Annotated in this window: 12 protein-coding genes and 1 pseudogene; 7 read left to right on the forward strand and 6 right to left on the reverse strand. The window is 54.6% G+C overall.

The window, feature by feature from the left end; genetic code table 11:
- Nucleotides 1–945: 945 nt before the first annotated feature.
- The gene (locus AACZ40_RS21080; RefSeq protein WP_291168039.1) at nucleotides 946–1,947 is read right to left on the reverse strand and encodes a TIM barrel protein; all 1,002 of its coding nucleotides are present in this window, start codon (nucleotides 1,945–1,947) and stop codon (nucleotides 946–948) included.
- Nucleotides 1,948–2,082: 135 nt separating this feature from the next.
- Here AACZ40_RS21080 and AACZ40_RS21085 point away from each other — a divergent pair, with 135 nt between their 5' ends.
- The gene (locus AACZ40_RS21085; RefSeq protein ID WP_291168040.1) at nucleotides 2,083–3,441 is read left to right on the forward strand and encodes a class I SAM-dependent RNA methyltransferase; all 1,359 of its coding nucleotides are present in this window, start codon (nucleotides 2,083–2,085) and stop codon (nucleotides 3,439–3,441) included.
- A 2-nt stretch (nucleotides 3,442–3,443) separates the two neighbouring features.
- On the opposite strand, the gene AACZ40_RS21090 is transcribed toward AACZ40_RS21085, so the two are convergent.
- The 3 genes from AACZ40_RS21090 to AACZ40_RS21100 all read right to left on the reverse strand — a co-directional run bounded on the left by AACZ40_RS21090 (nucleotide 3,444) and on the right by AACZ40_RS21100 (nucleotide 9,568).
- Nucleotides 3,444–5,525: an ATP-dependent helicase gene (locus AACZ40_RS21090; RefSeq protein ID WP_339675748.1), complete on the reverse strand. Its 2,082-nt coding sequence runs from the start codon at nucleotides 5,523–5,525 to the stop codon at nucleotides 3,444–3,446.
- A 132-nt stretch (nucleotides 5,526–5,657) separates the two neighbouring features.
- Nucleotides 5,658–8,204 (reverse strand): DUF1080 domain-containing protein, encoded by a 2,547-nt coding sequence (locus AACZ40_RS21095; RefSeq protein ID WP_339675750.1) that lies wholly within the window; start codon nucleotides 8,202–8,204, stop codon nucleotides 5,658–5,660.
- A 71-nt stretch (nucleotides 8,205–8,275) separates the two neighbouring features.
- Entirely contained in the window at nucleotides 8,276–9,568 is a 1,293-nt protein-coding gene (locus AACZ40_RS21100) for a Gfo/Idh/MocA family oxidoreductase (protein WP_291168043.1), read from the reverse strand.
- Nucleotides 9,569–9,752: 184 nt separating this feature from the next.
- On the opposite strand from AACZ40_RS21100, the gene AACZ40_RS21105 reads away from it, so the two are divergent.
- The 3 genes from AACZ40_RS21105 (at nucleotide 9,753) to AACZ40_RS21115 (ending at nucleotide 11,731) form a co-directional block, all read left to right on the forward strand.
- Entirely contained in the window at nucleotides 9,753–10,490 is a 738-nt protein-coding gene (locus AACZ40_RS21105; protein ID WP_291168044.1) for an AraC family transcriptional regulator, read from the forward strand.
- A 138-nt stretch (nucleotides 10,491–10,628) separates the two neighbouring features.
- On the forward strand, nucleotides 10,629–11,177 hold the full coding sequence (locus tag AACZ40_RS21110) for a pyridoxamine 5'-phosphate oxidase family protein (protein WP_291168046.1): 549 nt from the start codon (nucleotides 10,629–10,631) through the stop codon (nucleotides 11,175–11,177).
- Complete coding sequence (locus tag AACZ40_RS21115) at nucleotides 11,177–11,731, forward strand: hypothetical protein (RefSeq protein WP_291168048.1); 555 nt, start codon at nucleotides 11,177–11,179, stop codon at nucleotides 11,729–11,731. Before AACZ40_RS21110 ends, AACZ40_RS21115 begins: the two co-directional genes overlap by 1 nt.
- Before the next feature lie 21 nt (nucleotides 11,732–11,752).
- Here the strand turns inward: AACZ40_RS21115 and AACZ40_RS21120 are convergent, their stop codons facing one another.
- A complete protein-coding gene (locus tag AACZ40_RS21120) occupies nucleotides 11,753–14,134 on the reverse strand; it encodes a redoxin domain-containing protein (protein WP_291168050.1) in 2,382 nt (793 codons plus the stop codon).
- A gap of 207 nt (nucleotides 14,135–14,341) precedes the next feature.
- Between AACZ40_RS21120 and AACZ40_RS21125 the strand changes: the two genes are divergently transcribed.
- The gene (locus AACZ40_RS21125; RefSeq protein ID WP_291168052.1) at nucleotides 14,342–14,611 is read left to right on the forward strand and encodes a MoaD/ThiS family protein; all 270 of its coding nucleotides are present in this window, start codon (nucleotides 14,342–14,344) and stop codon (nucleotides 14,609–14,611) included.
- A gap of 52 nt (nucleotides 14,612–14,663) precedes the next feature.
- The gene (locus AACZ40_RS21130) at nucleotides 14,664–15,779 is read left to right on the forward strand and encodes an exo-alpha-sialidase (protein WP_291168054.1); all 1,116 of its coding nucleotides are present in this window, start codon (nucleotides 14,664–14,666) and stop codon (nucleotides 15,777–15,779) included.
- Nucleotides 15,780–15,808: 29 nt separating this feature from the next.
- Here the strand turns inward: AACZ40_RS21130 and AACZ40_RS21135 are convergent, their stop codons facing one another.
- Nucleotides 15,809–16,591: an SGNH/GDSL hydrolase family protein gene (locus AACZ40_RS21135; RefSeq protein ID WP_291168056.1), complete on the reverse strand. Its 783-nt coding sequence runs from the start codon at nucleotides 16,589–16,591 to the stop codon at nucleotides 15,809–15,811.
- Nucleotides 16,592–16,829: 238 nt separating this feature from the next.
- Between AACZ40_RS21135 and AACZ40_RS21140 the strand changes: the two are divergent.
- Nucleotides 16,830–17,268, forward strand: a pseudogene (locus tag AACZ40_RS21140) (hypothetical protein); the annotation flags it as partial.

A 17,268-nucleotide genomic window follows, 5' to 3' on the forward strand; every position in this document is an offset into this window, starting at 1 on the left:
CTCTGTCAACCCGTATCGCCACATGATATTGTTCATCCCCCTTGACGCCCCCATGTCTTTCCACAAAATAATCGAACATGCAACGAAGCCACAGACCACTGAACCACAGATCGAACACAAGAATGAAACCCACAAAAATAACAATATTTCAATGTCCTCTCACACAGGCGTGTGCCACTGTTCGGCTTGCCCGACAGTGCTTTGAGCAACCATCCCCACTCAGAAAAACAGGGTGAGCCCGAATGCAATTCGGGCCGAGCGCAGCGAGCAAGAGGTCGCAGCTGCCAGGCACAATACGGAACCAGGCTCCCCACACTCATTCGGCGGGTGGCACCGTTGGCTTGCCCAACGGTGAAGGTGATCACGGTTCCCTTACCTGGTTCACAAAGCATTATAAAAGAAGTCCCCTCCTCCCCGCAGATGAAAATCCCGAACCACTGAAAGTTCAAAAGAAGGATTAAAAAGGTGTCATCGATATTCATCATAGATCACCCCAGATGAGCCTCGTTTTTTTTCCAGTTCGCAAAAAACCGCGGCTAACGCCGTACGGCTAATTTTCGAGAAAGAATGGGTAGCCCCGAATGTAATTCGGGGTCGCCAGAGGCGACAGGAAACTGTCAGGGCAGACACACAAATCAGAACAACAAAACCAACCCTGTTCTTCGTAGGGGCCGTCCCATGTGTCGGCCCGCCTGGCGAGTATCAACCCGATATCGCGCACAATGGGAACAGATAAAACCTCCCCATCAGAATTATCCACCACGAAAAAGTCGAAACCAACCGAAAGAAAATAAGGGCTCGATCCGAATTTTATTCGAGCCCACCCCCAGTCTGTATCATCAGCGCACCATTCTGAACGGAATGGCGCCAGCCACCGGTATTCTTTACAGGCCCGCAGTAAATACCGACAGCTGGCACCGTACCGCTCCAATCTCTTGATTCAGATTACGACCACAGCGAACGGAAATACTTCGCGTCGACGGCCGTCTGGGCCAGGCATTCCTGGGTCGACAGTTCCTTCCAGCTGTGACGTCCCTTGAATTCGCTATGCAGCGAAAACGTACCCTTGTATCCCAGCTTGCGTAACGCATCGACGAATTGCGGGATCGGCGAAATACCATCGGCGACCGGCACCGTTTTGGCTTCCCAGATCTGTTGTCCATGTTTGTCGCGTCCGTCTCCCCGCTCCCAGGCAAAGTTCTTGACCGCACATAAAGCGATCCACGGCCCTAACAGATCCAGACCCTGCCGCCAGCCGTCGCCGCTGCCCTCTTTGACCATATGCAGCGTGTCGACATACGCGCCCACTTCCTCGGGGGAAAAGCCTTGAATCAACTGATAGAGCTGCGTGCCGTGTGAAGGCAGAAACGCATTCGAGTGCACGTGCACGCAGGGCAGCACATCGTATTTCTGACACAGCTTCGCGACCTTGCCGATTTTCTTCGTCGTCTCTTTCAGCTGCTGCGCGAGGGTACCGAATGTTTTATAGCGGTAGTAACCGATTTTAACGCGGTCGATTCCCTGTTCCTGGGCAGTTGCCAGAATCCGTTCAGCGTTCTTGTCGGGCTCTTCGATCATCGTGGTCAGAAACAGGATTTTCACGCCCGCCTCTTTAGCGGCAGCGCAGGCCTGGGGAAGTTCCTGCTCCACGTTTTCCGGAAGGATGTGACCTTTAGGACGCACAGTCAGATCGAGTCCATCCAGGCCCATTGATTGAAACGCCTGGCAGACAGCCGGGATCGGCATGTCCTGGAAGCTCTTGGTGAAGGCACCCAGCTGATATCCGGCTGCTGGCTTTGATTTCGCTTTGGAATCCTCGCCTGCCTGTAACCCGTGTTGTGACTGCAACAGGCTGGCGACTGCTGTACCCGTTAATACCTGCGCAGCGGTCTGTTTCAGAAAATCACGGCGGGGAAGCCGATTATAAGGGGAGGGAGTATTCCGCATGTTGAAAACCTTCTTTATGATCCGTTGTCCTGTAGATTTCGAGGAAAGCCGTTTTATAGTAGTATGAACTGAGACTGACCCTATTTCTACCAGAATTGCCTGTTTTACTGAAATCGAAAGAGATCCCCGTTGAATATGTCCGAGCCGCTCACCCTCGTTGCCACTTCCGCTTTCGGCCTGGAAGCCGTGGTTTCGCGCGAATTGAAACAACTGGGATACGAAGAACAGACAATCGAAAACGGCCGCATCACCTTTCAAGGCGATCTCGCCGCGATCTGCCACTGCAACCTCTGGCTCCGCAGTGCCGACCGGGTGCTGCTCAGCCTGGCAGAATTTACGGCGCTCGACTTTGATGACCTGTTCGACGAAATTCGCGACATCGAATGGGAACGCTGGTTACCCCCCTCCGCCCAGTTTCCTGTCAGGGCTACTGCTGTCCGGTCCAAAATCAACAGTCCCAAGAACTGTCAGAAACTGGTGAAGAAAGCAATCGCCGAACGACTCAAGGAACACTACATCAAAGACTGGTTTCCTGAAGACGGCCCGATGTACTCGGTCAGCCTGTCCATTCTGAAAGACAAGGCGTCCGTCTGCATCGACACCACGGGACCGGGTCTGCATAAACGCGGCTATCGCAAGCTGGCCGCCGGTGCGCAGATTAAAGAAACGCTGGCGGCAGGTCTGGTTCAGCTCAGCTACTGGAATCGCGAGCGGCCATTTGTCGATCCCTGTTGTGGAACGGGTACGATTCCCATCGAAGCTGCCCTGATTGGTACGAACACCGCGCCGGGCATCAACCGCGAATTTGCTGCCGAAGGCTGGCAGCAGCTCCCCCCTGAAATGTGGGAGGCGGCCCGCGATGAAGCGCGCTCGCTCGCTCGAACTGATATCGACTATCGACTGCAGGGTTACGACATTGATCCCGCCATGATCCGCATGGCCCGCTATCATGCACAGCAGGCCGGCATGGAAGAGTTCATTCATTTTCAGGATCAGCCACTGGCGGAATTCAGCACGCCCCGCAAATATGGCTGTATCATTACCAACCCGCCGTATGGCGAACGGCTGGGAGATAAAGCTGAGGCCGAAGTCATTTACCGCGAAATGAAACGTGTGTTCGCACCGCTGGAGATGTGGTCGATTTACGTACTCACATCGCATCCGGGCTTCGAGCGCATTTACGAACAGAAAGCCCGCCGCCGCAAACTGTATAACGGTCGGATTGAATGCATCTACTACCAGTTTCCAGGACCTCCGCCGCCACGCAAGAAGTCACCCTGGGAACAGGCGGCCGGTGCGCAATCCGATTCGACTGAAGCAGCAGCTGACACGGAAGAAACGCAGGACGATCCAACCGCTATCGAGCCGAACGTCACTCCACCCGAAGCGGTAAGCGAAAACCCGGCTGCTGCAGAATCGACTGAGACGACTCCGACTGAAGAATCTACGACAAACGAAGAATCGAACGAAGAACCAAACGACAGGCCAGAGTAGCGTCAGGCAGACCACATGTTGCGGATGTTCTTGCGAATGTCTTCCGCCGTCGTTTCGATTTCCGCTTCCTGGGGCGTATCCAGGGCATCGGCGCTGAACGCCGGTCGTCGCTGGAACAGGGGAATCGTCTTTGGAGAAACAAACCGCGTCAACTGGGCATAACTGTGTGCCTGGTTCCAGCGGCGGTTCTGGAAATACTGTCGATGGGGAAAGCAGACATAGAGCCAGTTTTTCGCCCGCGTCAGCGCGACATAAAACAGGCGGCGTTCTTCGTCGATTTCGTCTTCGCTCTCCAGGGACATCTCTGACGGAATGCTGCCATCCGCGGCTTGCAGCACGTAGACGGCGTCCCACTCCAGCCCTTTTGATGAGTGTATCGTGCTCAGTACCAGGAAGTCATCATCATCCGCACCACTGGCGGCTGAGACATCCTGCGTGGAACTGGGCGGGTCGAGGGTAATCTCTTCCAGGAAACTCATGCGGCTGCTGAAGCGGCTGGCCACCTGCTCCAGCTGTTCCAGATCACGCTGACGCGACGTGGCGTTGTCGTACTGCTGGTCGAGCAGGGGACTGTAAAATGTGCGCACCTGGTGCACTTCTGCCGAGATACCCCGCTTTTCCGATTGCGGCGAACTCAGGTTTTTCATCAGTCGCACGAACAGTGGCCAGTGCTCCACCGTCGCTGCCGGCGGTTTGAATTCCGACCAGGCATCAAAACGAAACTGCGATTCTGCCAGCAGGTTGATCAGCTGTTGTGCCTTTTTCTGACCAATGCCCGGGAGTAACGTTAACACCCGTAGTCCCGAGACGGCATCGCGGGGATTTTCCGCCAGACGCAGATACGCCATCAGGTCTTTGACGTGCGCCGTTTCAATAAACTTCAAGCCGCCATATTTGTGATAAGCGATATTACGACGCGCCAGTTCTACTTCCAGCGAAAGGCTGTGATGCGAAGCCCGGAACAGGACCGCCTGCTGATTCAGGGGAATCCCGGCTTCCCGGTGTTCGAGTACCTGCTGCACGACGAAGTCGGCCTGTTCGTTGTTGTCGCTGCAGTCGACCAGGCAGGGCGCTTCGCCGCTGATCTTGGATGACCACAGATTTTTCTCATAGCGTTCGTGGGCTTCGTCGATGATCTGATTGGTCGCCTGCAGGATGGGTTGCGTGCTGCGATAATTTTCTTCCAGCGTGACGACCGTGGTCCCCTCGTATTCCTGGGGGAAGTCCAGAATGTTCCGCACGGTCGCGGCCCGAAAGGAATAGATCGACTGGGCATCGTCGCCGACGACGGTCAGTCCTTCGCCATCCGGACAGAGGTTTTTCAGAATGCCCGACTGCAGAATGTTCGTGTCTTGGTATTCGTCTACCAGGACTGCTTCGAACTGGCCTCGCAGCAGTTTGCCTCCTGCAGGATCAGCGGCGAGCGCATGCCAGAATAAAAGCAGATCGTCGTAATCCAGGATATTCTGTTTCTCTTTGCGATCCACAAATGCCTGAAAGAGTTTCTTCAGTTCATCGGCGTGTTCCAGGCACCAGGGATAGTGCCGTTCGAGAATCGGTTCCAGCTTGGAGCAGGTATTCACACAGCGACTGTAGATTTCCAGCAGGGTCCCTTTGCGGGGAAACTTCTTGCCGTTATTGCCCAGTTCGAGTTCACTGCGGAGGGCGCTCATTAAATCTTCGGCATCACTGCGGTCGATGATCGTGAAGTCATCGGGCAGCCCGATGGCCTGTCCGTAACGCCGCAGCAGTCGTGCCGCCGTCGAATGGAATGTGCCGCCCCAGATACTCCGCGAACGGGCCGAGGCGGTATTCTCGCGACCGGCGCTCATGGCCCGCAGCAGCGCATCGACGCGCCGGACCATTTCATTCGCCGCGCGGCGGGAAAAGGTGAGCAGCAGAATCCGGCTGGGATCGATGCCTTGCGCTATCAGGTACGCGACCCGATGCGAAAGGGTGGTTGTTTTACCGGTCCCCGCACCGGCGATAATCAGCAGCGGACCCGCATCGTGGCAGGCCGCCGTCTGCTGCGCCGGATTGAGCTGTTTGAAAAGGTCTTCCAGTTGTGGGGGGATATCTGACATCCATGCCTCGCCGAAGTCGAAAGAATTGCGGATCTGCTTTCTTTCTATTTTCGCCAGACAGACGGTGACCGCAAGGGGCGGAAATCAAAAATGTCATTGGAACGTCTGTTTTTCCACAATCCAGGCCGCCGATCACAGTTCCCGCAGGCGGACATTGCGGTAATGCACTTCATTCACCAGGTTTCCATGAATCTGCAGCGCGATGATGCCATTCAACGGAATCAGGGGGTCTGCTTCCGTAAAGTCAACGGTCTGTACACCATTGATCCAGATGCGGATCCGAGGCCCTTCACAGCGAATGCGATAGTTGTTCCACTCGTTCATGCGAACAGGCAGATCTCGCAGCTCTGCGGGAGGCCCTGCCAGAATCTTTTTACGACGGGATTCATCATACAGGCAGCCCCAGTAGCCGGTTCCGAGATCCGCCTGGTAGCCGCTGACTTCGTGGTGGTCGGGAATTTCTGCAGTCCGAATCTGCACGCCGGCATTGGTTTTCTCACCCAGCAGTTTGAATTCGAGCTTGAGTTCAAAATCATCGTATTCTTTGTTGGAACGCAGAAACTCATTGCGTTCGACCTTCTCGGTCAGGCTGCCCGCGATGATTTCGCCATTTTCAATGCGAAAAATTTCTTCGTTGCCATGCCAGCCATCGAATGTTTTTCCATCGAACAATGATTGAAAGCCGAGTTCTTTCTCACTCTGCTTCGCCTGCGCGGAGATCCGCTCATGCTGTTGAGTGGCCCGCTGTTTGAGATTTTCATTGGATGTGGAAGCGATGACACGCTCTAACGCATCGGTCAGCAGCTCGTCGTCAATCGGAGTTCCCTGTTCCGCCCAGGAGACAATTGTGGCGCTCGCGGGGACGTTCAATGCTTTGTCTTTGAGCAGCGAGACTGTGTAATTGACTGACTGCGGCGTCGGGTTGCGGCGGAGGACTTCGAATACGAGTTTCTTCTCATCGTTGCGTTCAGCAATCGCCAGTGTATTGCGACAGACTTCCAGGCGCTCTTCCGGCGTTATGTTCAACTGCCGGGCCACGCGGATGTAACCTCGCAGCGCGCGGATCTTGTATTTGTTGTTCTCCAGTGTCTTCGCCAGTTCCAGCAGGGGTGGTGCGACGTCGATCGTCCCCCATTTTCCCAGCAGGTCGGTTGCTTTGTTCTGCAGGGCATCGTCATTTGAACGGGCGGCTGCGACAACGGTCTCCAGAGCCGTCTTGCCCCCGATGGCCGCCAGCTGGTCCAGCAGGATCAGTTTCTGATCATTGGTCGCTCCTGCCATGGCACCGGCCAGTGCCTGGGCGGTTTCTTCCAGAGGCAGTCGCGAACAGGCGGCGATGAGTGCCTGGCTGGCAGGAGAGTCGGGGCCGGATGTGAGGGCGAGTTGAATTAACCGGGGAAGATCGTCGAGAGAAGTCGTGCCCCCCAAAGCGGAAATGGCGGCCTGCTTCACTTCAGGGTTCGAATGATTCACCAGCTGCAGCAGGACAGGCGTGGCTGAACTGAGACGACAGCCGCCCGCCAGCTTGATGCCCGCCAGCTGCTGTTCGCGGGTTTCGCTTTCGAGCAGTTTGCGGATACTGGTATCGATCTGTTTTTCGATTTCAGCTGAAGGCTGACTGGAATTGAGTTTGACGATTACGGATTCTGCTGCTCCCGCGAGGTCGGCGTCTTTCTGTTTGACCAGCGCCAGCAACTGGTCCAGTGCCTGTGTCTGCTGTTTGTCATTCGCGGCAGGTGCCAGTTCTCCGATGGCAAACACTGCCTGCAGTTTCAGTTCCCGGGAATCGCCCGAGGTCGCTTTGATGGCCGTGGGCAAGCCTGCCGGATCCTGGATGGCTCCCATCGCCGCCACCAGCAGTGCTTTGCGTTCTTCAGGCAGTCTCGGGTAGGTTTCGATGAGAGTGGACGTGGATATTTTTCCCAGCTTTTGAGCCGCCTGCAGACCGGCGCGGAACCGCTGCAGATCGTCTGCTTTCAGTTGTTCGGCTAAGAGTCCCAGGCCCGCTTTGCCCTGCAGGACGATCGCCTGTTGGGTCGCTGCCAGCAGAATGTTTTCAGGTAGATCCACTTTTTGTACGGTATTGACCAGCGCCAGGGCCGTCTGATTATCTTTGACTTTCGCCAGTGACTTCGCACACATCAGACAGGCAAAACCGACTTCCTGCTGCAGTTTCGCATCCCCTTTCCCTAAAGCCTGCTGCAGAGACTTGGCTGCTTCGGGGGTCCCTATCTCGCCGAGCGCGTGGGCGGCGGCGATGGCCACCTTCGTATTTTTATCTGAGAGCAACGGCGTCAGATCGCCGACCGCCTGTTTGTCTTTGCGTTTGCCGATCGAATTGATCACGCCAACCAGCAGATCGCCTTTGACGGTTTTCAAGGCATCTCGCAGCGCTTTGTCTGCCGCCTGATCGGGAATGTTCTCCAGAGCCGAACGGGCATAAGTCGCCAGTTTTTCATCTCCCAGGTATTTCGCGATCGCAGTTGCCGCTGAGGCGTCCCCAATGGCTGCTAGCCGACGACAGGCCATGGCTTTGTCGTAGGTGTCAGCATTGGAGTTGAGTACCTTGACCAGGCGGGCGGCTTCGGGAGTATTTTTATCAGCAGCAGAGACTGTAACTGGCGTCAGCAGCAGGCTGGCGGCGCACAGAAAAAAAACAGGTAATCGACAGATTGACATGAGCACAAATTCCTCAGGGGAAGAAGACGGTATCAGAAAGAATCAAATTCGTTGTTGACGCAGGCTGCGAATCAGACGGTCCACGGCTCGCGCATCGCACGGCTGCGCATACGGTTGGCTTCGTCGTCGTTCACAAACTGTTCGGTCACCGGATCGAACTGCAGTTTGCGACCCAGTTTCCAGGCAATCGCAGCCGCATGACAGGCGATGTGTGAGCGGGCCATCACATCTTCATTGGCCGCGGGTTTGGAACGGGTCTTTACACAGTTGAAGAAGTCGCGTACGTGGAACTTGGGCGAGGTTCCCGGAATCGAACTGGGCGAAGGCAGGCTGGCCCGCAATTCATTCGAAGAGACCGCGGTCTGCCCGGAGTCACCCGTTTCGACCCAGCCGGCTTCCCCTTCAAAACGGACAGGACAGGTGCCCAGACCCAGCCAGCCATTGCGACGCATGACAAGCTTGACGCCATTCTCGTAGACGCATTCAATCACGTTGTCGTCGGGAACGTCTTTGGGTTCGTAGGTGACGGGCATCGTATCGTCGGCTTCGAGTGCCCACTGGCAGATATCCAGTGTATGCGCTCCCCAGTCAAGCAGCTTCGCACCGGAGTCGAAGTCGTAATGCCCGCGCCAGGCGCCATCGACATACGCATGGTTATAAGGACGCCACGGTGCAGGGCCGAGCCACATGTTCCAGTCCACGACTTCCGGATCGGGCTCGGGTTCCGCAGGCAGCCAGTCGTGGCGATCGATCAACTGGTAGATCGATGCGTGCACGGTATGAATTTTTCCCAGCTGCCCGGTCTGTGCCAGTTTGGCGGCGTGGCCAAAGTTGGAAACGTTGCGGCGTTGTGTGCCCGCCTGGAAGACGCGACCGGTTCGTTGGATCGTCTCCTGCAGTCGTCTTGCCAGCTCGATGGAGATCGCACACGGTTTTTCCGAGTAGACATCTTTGCCGGCTTCGGCTGCCATCATGGAGGCGGTTGCATGCCAGCGATCGCCTGTGGCGATCAGGACGGCATCGATATCATCGCGGGCCAGCAGTTCGCGGAAGTCGCGATAGGTATCGCATTTCTGGTCGCCGTTCTGTTTGTCGGCCATCTCTTTGACGGTCTTGCGTTGATCCGCGCGAACATCGGCGATGGCGACGAAACGGACATCGGGCTGCTCGAGCATGTGACTCAATACATAACCGCCGCGTCTGCGAATGCCGATTCCTCCCAGAATGATTCGTTCGCTGGGAGCCACGGTCCCGTTCAGGCCGAGTGCGGTTGCCGGGATAATCGTGGGTGCCGAGAATACGGTACTGGCGGCGGCTGCCGTCTTCATGAAGTCACGACGATTGAGAGCACTTTTCTTCGTCATCTGTTTCTCCTGCTTAGCCTGGTGGGAAAAGAGTCGGCTGGTATATGAATTAATGATTATAGCGGGTTGGTGAAACCAGTGTCTGCCTGGTTTCGTAAATTGTAATCGATGCAGCAGGGAGCGTCTTGGAAATTCGAGGCGAATTTGTGTATATTTGGCGCATTTCCGGTCCAGATAATTTATTATGAATGTTTCGTTACAACAGCAGTTTTTCAAAAAAGTCCCCGGTATCGCGCAGACCTGCCGCCTGTTCGAACATCTGCCCGATGTGTACCTGGTGGTGAAAGACGAACAGGGTCGTTTCATTAACCATAATGCAGCGTTATTAAGCTGGCTCAAAGTGGAATCAGGCGAAACGCTGATCGGCAAAACCGACTTTGACCTACATGCCCGCGATCAGGCTGAAGCGTATCGCCGGGAAGATCGTCGCGTGATGGAGACCAGGGAGCCACTGGTCGATCTGGTGCATCCGGTGACGGGCGGCGAGGGAACGACGACCTGGTTTCAGGTGATTAAGGAACCGCTGTTTGATGTGCGCGGCAATGTGGCGGGTATCGTGGGGATGATGCGCGACTTCCGCCGCGCAGGCCTGGCGATTGCCCCTTATCTGGAAATGCAGCGCGTCTTCGATTTCATAAACTACCATTTTCAGCGCGAAATCACCGTAACAGAACTGGCGGCTTTGATGGGGATTTCCACCAGTCAGTTTCAGCGACGGTTTCGCAAGCTGTTTGATACGAGCCCGGCCAGTTACATCAGCCATGTCCGCATTCAGGCCGCCTGTCGACTGTTGACTTCAACGACCGCCACAATTTCGCAGATCGCCAATCAGACCGGCTTTTACGATCACAGTCATTTCTCGAAGGTCTTTAAGTCGCAGACCGGCGTCAGCCCGACCGTTTATCGGCGTCAGTATCAGTAGCCGCTGATCTGTTTACACAAAGTGAAATTTCTCGAACCGATTTTGCCCGGAACTTGTCCCTCTGCTATGATTGCCGCGACTGTTTCAGCTGCCTGCCGACTTCCTGATTAAGCTTTATAGAGCAAGAGCATCCAGACCATGGGAAAACAAATACCCGAACTTGAAGAACAGCATATCGAATTTATTGCCGCACAAAAGCTGTTTTTCGTTGGTACTGCGACTGCTGACAGCCGCATCAATGTATCGCCGAAGGGAATGGACGCGTTTCGTGTGCTGGGGCCGAATCGTGTGATCTGGTTGAACGTGACGGGCAGCGGCAACGAAACGTCGGCCCATATTCAGCAAGACGGACGCATGACGGTCATGTTCTGCGCGTTGACAGGTAAACCTCTGATCCTGCGACTCTACGGCCAGGCTCGCGTCATTCATCCTTATGACGCCGACTGGGACGAACTGTTCGCGCACTTTCCAGCGATCCCCGGTGCCCGGCAGGTGTTCGACCTGCACGTCGATCTGGTACAGACCTCCTGCGGGATGGCGGTTCCCTTTTTTGATTACGTCGAGGAACGCGAACAGCTCAGCAACTGGGCCCGCAAACAGGGAGAGGCCGGCATCCACCAGTACTGGCACGACAAAAACCAGCAGAGCCTGGACGGCATTCCGACACATATTCTGGAAGGTGAGTGATGGCTGATATGATCCCCGTCGGGTACATGGCCAAGCGGGTCGAGAGCAAACCTGACTTTCTAAAGAATGATCAGGTAGAAGATATCTACTCCGTCAGCAACTGCATCTCCGACAAATTCGCAGATTACATCGAATTCTGGAAACATAATGGGTTCTGGATGTTTAATTCGCCAGAAGAGATCTTCTCGTTGGCAAAGGAGCATGGTCTCAGCTTGGATGGTACGAAGATATTCTACTATGAAGTCTATAAATACCAGTGTCACGAAGACAATCTGGATTGGGAATATTTTAAACCGGAAAAGTCGTTTGTCACCAACGTGCAGGTTCCTGCAAAGAAGGTACTTGAAGGATACGATATCGTTTCTTTCTCCCAGGAAAATGCGCCGGAATGCTCTTACCTATCATGTAATCATATGGCAGAAACGATTCCAGTAAATCGCCATTGTCTGATCGAAATATTTGATGAAGCGAAATTGCTTTTGTCACAAGGTGCATTCAAAGGATGCGAGCCAGGACCTTGTCGCATCTTCGCCGTTTATTCACTGGTTGAATAAATCTTTCGTGTCATCCATTATTCAAAAAACATCTAGAATAAACCCTGGCCGTTCCGCTTTTTTCGGCAGCAGCCGTTGTGCTTCCTGCAGGACGAATTTCGGATCCATGAACGGTTCGTAGCTGATGTCCTGCCAGACGACGTTGCCTTTGCCGTCGATGATGAAGGTGCCATGCAGAGGCTGCTTTTCGAAGTCGTCGTAGACGTGGAAGGACTTGAATACGTCCAGCTTGTCGTTGGAAAACAGCGGGATGGGCAGGTCACCTTTGTCGTAGTTTTTGATCGAGGTTTTCAAACCTTCCTGATTGTCCGTGCTGATGGCCATCAACGGGAAGCCGGCCTGCTCGAATTCCTGCACCATGGGAGCGAACGCCTGCAGCTGTTCGGCACAATGCAGACAGCTGAAGCCCAGGTAGAAGATCAGCACATGAGGTTTGCCGCGAAATTCATCGGAGCGGCGTACTTTGCCGGTCGCGTCTTTCAACTCCCAGGTGGGGGCTGGAGATGGTTTCCAGCGGAAGGGGCCTAGTGTATTCAGGTCGGGACGCTCGCCCACATCGGTGGCGGCTGTTTTTTCTATCCGCCAGTCCGGTTTCAATTTCAGTTCGGCAGCGATCGGCGCCAGTCGCGTGAAGAGTGGCATGTCCAGGTCGATGGAGGCTGAGATCTTCTGCAGTTTCTCGAATTCCTTTTTCGCGGCCGCTTTGTCACCGGATTCCCAGAGCAGTTCCACGAGTGTCGCCTGGGGGTACACTTCGTTTTTATGTGAGCCAGTCAGCTTGCGTAACGCCTTCTCTGCTTTTTCCCGGTCGCCGGATTTCCATTGGACGGCGAGCAGATAGACTTCGTCCGCGCCGCCTGCTTTCTTTAACAGTTCATAACCCTGTTTGAGATCGCCGTTCGCAATCGCCTGATGGGCTTCCAGGGCTTTGATGTTCTGTTCCAGTTTGCGGACGCGTGAGAGATACGGTTTTGCCGCTGAATTTTTCGCGTCTTCGATCACGGAGGCACGACTTTCGTCCGGTCTGAGTGCGACCAGTGGTTCTGCTGCCAGGCTGGTTTTCGCTTTTGCTGCTGCTTTCTCAACAGATAGCTGGCGTTCGGCAGTAACCTTCTCCAGACGCTGTTTCAGCTGCGCCAGCTGGGCATCTCCCTGTTTGATGTTTTTGGTCTGGTAATACGCCAGTCCCAGATAGCGCAGGCGGTTGATCTGTTCTTCCTCTTCGTCGGTGGGTGCCAGATAGGGAGTCTCGCTCAAGGCGATCAGTTCGTCCCACAGTTCGTAGGTTCGCAGCACCTGCAGCAGGCGCATTCGGCCGTATTTGGCGCTGCCCCGTTTTTTGAGTGTATTGTATTTGGGATGTTGAGGCAGTTCGATCATGTTTTTGGCGAGCGCGAGCGCATCGTGGACGCGGCCGATGAAGATCAGGTTGCGGATCAGCCATTCGTTGTTGTGGGCGTAGTTGTGAATCTGGTCGGGCATGACTGCGTCGCGCATCATGTGCGCGTGATCGACACGGGCGGAGGCTTCCTGCTGCCAGACGGCATCCTCATAGCGGTTCAATCGCGAATAGATATGACCGGGCATATGCCACATGTGGGCGATGCCGGGCGAGGACTGCCCGCACTTCGCAGCCGATGTCAGCGCCTGTTCCGGTTTGCGATGATCCCACAAGTGGATGCGGTAATGATGGGCCGGGTGCATCGGGTTCTGCGCAAAGATATCCTGCAGCAGCGCTTCGGCAGCGATATAGCTGGTGCTCGCAGAGCGTGTATTATACAGGTGCACGGCCAGAAAGGCTTTAGCTTCCAGGTCATCGGGGTATTCGAGAATCAGGTCTTCCAGCGCTTTGGTGTAGGCTTCATCGCGCTCTTTCGATTTCTTCTTGTCGGCTTTGATGTAGGCTGCGAGCGCTTTGATGTACTGCTTCTCGCGCGGGCTGGCTTTGTCGAGGCGTTTGCTGGCTTCTTCGATGAAGCCTTTGGCGCGTTTCTCATTTTTCAGATTGCACATCGCAGCACCCCAGAACGCCATGGCACAGTCGGGGTCCAGATTCGCAGCGTGCCGAAAGGAACGTTCGGCTTCCAGGTACCAGAAACCGTGCAGCTGTCCGAGCGCCTGATCAAGAAACTTCTGTGCGGCGGGATTCTTCACCGTCACATCAAAGTGCACATCACCGGTGCCCTCCATCAGGTAGGCCGATCGTCGTGGGCCTTCATTGAAGACTTCACCATGATAAGAGTGGCCGGCCAGGGTTTCTTCGGCGGATTTTGATTCTGTTTTCTCAGCGTCCGCAGATTTGTCGGCACTGTGGGCTGTTGCCAGCGGCAGGCAGAGCAGGCAGACCGTCACGATGACAAAAGCAGATTTTCTATACATGGTCTCGGGCAGGAAGTTGTTCATGTGAGTCAACTTTTATGAGAATGAGGATTTTGGTTGAACTTCAGGGGAAAAACTATGGAGAACATGCCATTTTACCGCGGACTCTTGCCGAATGTCGATACCACCGGGTATTTTCAGGCAGTAAATTGAAAATCCAGGAGGCGCTGACTGAACAGCTTCCTCTTAATGATTGCCTCACTCATTTGTACAGTGTAGGATGTTACGATTATGGTCCGAGTCGTATTTACTGCCAACCTGGAACGTCATCTCAGTTGTCCGGAAGAGTCTGTCTCCGGCACAACCGTGCGGGAAGCACTGGAAGCGGTGTTTGAAACGCAGGAGAAGCTACGCGGTTATATTCTCGATGATCAGAGCCGCCTGCGTCAGCACATGGTGATTTTCGTGGACGGCCAGACGATTGTCGACCGGGTCCATTTAAGTGATTCCATCTCACCCGAGAGTGAGATCTATGTGATGCAGGCACTTTCCGGCGGTTAACGCTTGATTCGTTCGTTCATTTCTATAGTCAACATTTTCGAAGGTGTTCGCTATGAGTTCTCAGGTTCAGATTGCTACCCGTAAAGGTCTGTTTCAGCTCGAACGAAATTCAGACAGCTGGAAAATTCGACGTCATGATTTTCCCGGTGAAAATGTTTCGATGGTCCTGCATGACTCGCGGGATAACACGACCTATGCCGCGTTGAATCATGGTCACTTCGGCGTCAAGCTGCACCGCAGTTCCGATGCGGGGCAAAACTGGGAAGAGTGTGCCGTGCCCGTTTATCCGGAAGGGGCCAAAAAAGCTCCCGATCCATTTACGGAAAATGCAGAACCCAAACCGGCCAGTCTGAGTGAAATCTGGTCGCTGGAACCGGGGGGCATCGATCAGCCAAATCGTCTCTGGTGCGGGACGATTCCCGGCGGCCTGTTTCGTTCGGATGATCGCGGTTCCAGCTGGCAGCTGGTGGATTCGTTGTGGGATCTGCCCGAACGTTTGAAATGGTTTGGCGGCGGCAAGGATGATCCGGGCATCCATTCGATCTGTGTGCATCCACAGAACAGTCGGAATATCGCGGTGGCGATTTCCTGTGGTGGAGTGTGGGTCACCGAAGATGATGGCACCAGCTGGACCTGCAAGGCGGACGGGTTGCGGGCAGAATATATGCCACCGGATCTGGCGCATGATCCGAATATCCAGGATGCGCATCGCATGGTGCAGTCACCCACTCAGCCGGATCACTTCTGGATTCAGCATCATAACGGCGTATTTAAAACGACTGATGGAGCGCAATCATGGCAGGAAGTGACCGGGATTCAGCCTTCGGTGTTCGGTTTTGCCGTCGCCGTCCATCCGCAGCGACCCGAAACAGCCTGGTTCGTACCCGGCGTGAAAGACGAGTGCCGCATCCCCGTCGAGGGACGGTTCGTGATTGCCCGTACGACGGATGGCGGCGTGACTTCAGAAGTGCTTTCGAACGGGTTACCGGGAGAACACAGCTACGACATTGTCTATCGTCATGCGCTGGACATTGATGAAACCGGCGACTGCCTGGCCGTCGGTTCGACCACTGGCAACTTCTGGATTACCGAAGATGGAGGCGACAGCTGGCAGACGGTTTCCACCAGCCTGCCTCCCATCTATTGCGTCCGCTTTGTGAAGAGTTAACACCGAATCCTTTAGCGAGATGAATCCGGTCAGTCCCGTTTCTTCAGTGCCTGTTCGATGACGCGGGCGGATTCCTTTCCCTGGGCTGTCGCGCCTTCCGTGTTGAAATGCACGTTGCCTGGTTTGGTCCACCATTGTTCGTGATGCGGTTTGGTGAAGCCATACAGATCGTTGACGCCGATCTCGGGATAATCCTTGAGGACTTTCAATGCGACCTTGTTGTATTTCGCCGCGTCACCGGCGATGCGGCCTGCTTCGCCTTCCGGGACCGGGGTTGTGGTGACGAAAATCAGTTTTGCTTGAGGCGCCAGCTCTTTCAGGTAGGCGATAATCGCGCGTAGATTTTTTTCGTAGTCGGCGGTGGAGGTGACCTGCTTGCCATTCACGCGGTCCAGTTTTTTGCCGTTCATGTATTTCAGGTCATGCAGGCCGACATTGAAATGGATCACATCCCAGTCGAAGTCCCAGTGTCCGGCGAGTCTGGGATTCCGCATCGTATCGTGCATGGTTTTCATTTTGGTGATGACTGAAGACGAATCACCGCCATTGCAGTACAGGCGGTATACATTGGCTTTGCCTTTGAGGGCATCGCGGGTGGCGTCGGTATAAGCGATGGAGATCGAATCGCCATATAGAAAGACGTTGGGCAGCCTGGGATCGTTCTCGACAAACTGAAAAGTGGGACGCTTGTTGAACCGGGGAGAACGAACCAGCTTTTTCCAGGCCTCGGAAGCCTGTTCTTCAGCGAACACAGCTGATGTGACCGCGAGCAGGCAGGCGGAGAACAGGAACAGCAGCTTGATGGATTTCATGATGCGTCTTCTTTAACAAAAGGAATGTCTGCAGAAATAATGGGAAGGCCAGTTACTTTTGTTCCATACTGGTATGTTGACAATCAGAACAGCAAGTTGATTTGCTGAAGAATTCTGAAAAACCCGGCATCTCTCGAATACCGTAATTCACAGTGGATTTCTGTTGGGGATGGATGAGAGAATCAATAGAATGAGATGGGGAAACAGATTGATGTCCGGAATTCAAGGGAGTGCTCACATGAAAATATACTGTCTCTGCTGTTTATTATTTCTGTTCGGTTGCGAAAGACCCAAGCCGGAAGTGGCAGCATCTGCCGTGGAACAGGGGGAAACAGCACTAATCCGCGGTCAGGGCGAAATGGCACTCCCACAGGCGGGGATGGGCATCATGACCGGCGAGGTGACTTCGGATACCGCACTGGTGCAGGCGCGTCTGACCAGAACAGACAAGCTGGTCGATCGCGATGTCCCGGGCATGCCGGGAGTCGTGGTGTTTTCACTCAGCCCTTATGTTAACGCAAAGACGGCATCAAAGCAGGGTGATACTCAAGTCGTAAAAGCCGTTGCCGAGCATGATTTTATTGCCCGGGCCGCCTTCAATGGTCTGATGGCTGATACCGAGTATGAGTGTAAACCCCGGATTGGTCAAACAGAAGATTTAATGCACGATGGTCCCA

Source organism: uncultured Gimesia sp., from assembly GCF_963972345.1.
In the GTDB taxonomy this organism is placed as follows: domain Bacteria; phylum Planctomycetota; class Planctomycetia; order Planctomycetales; family Planctomycetaceae; genus Gimesia.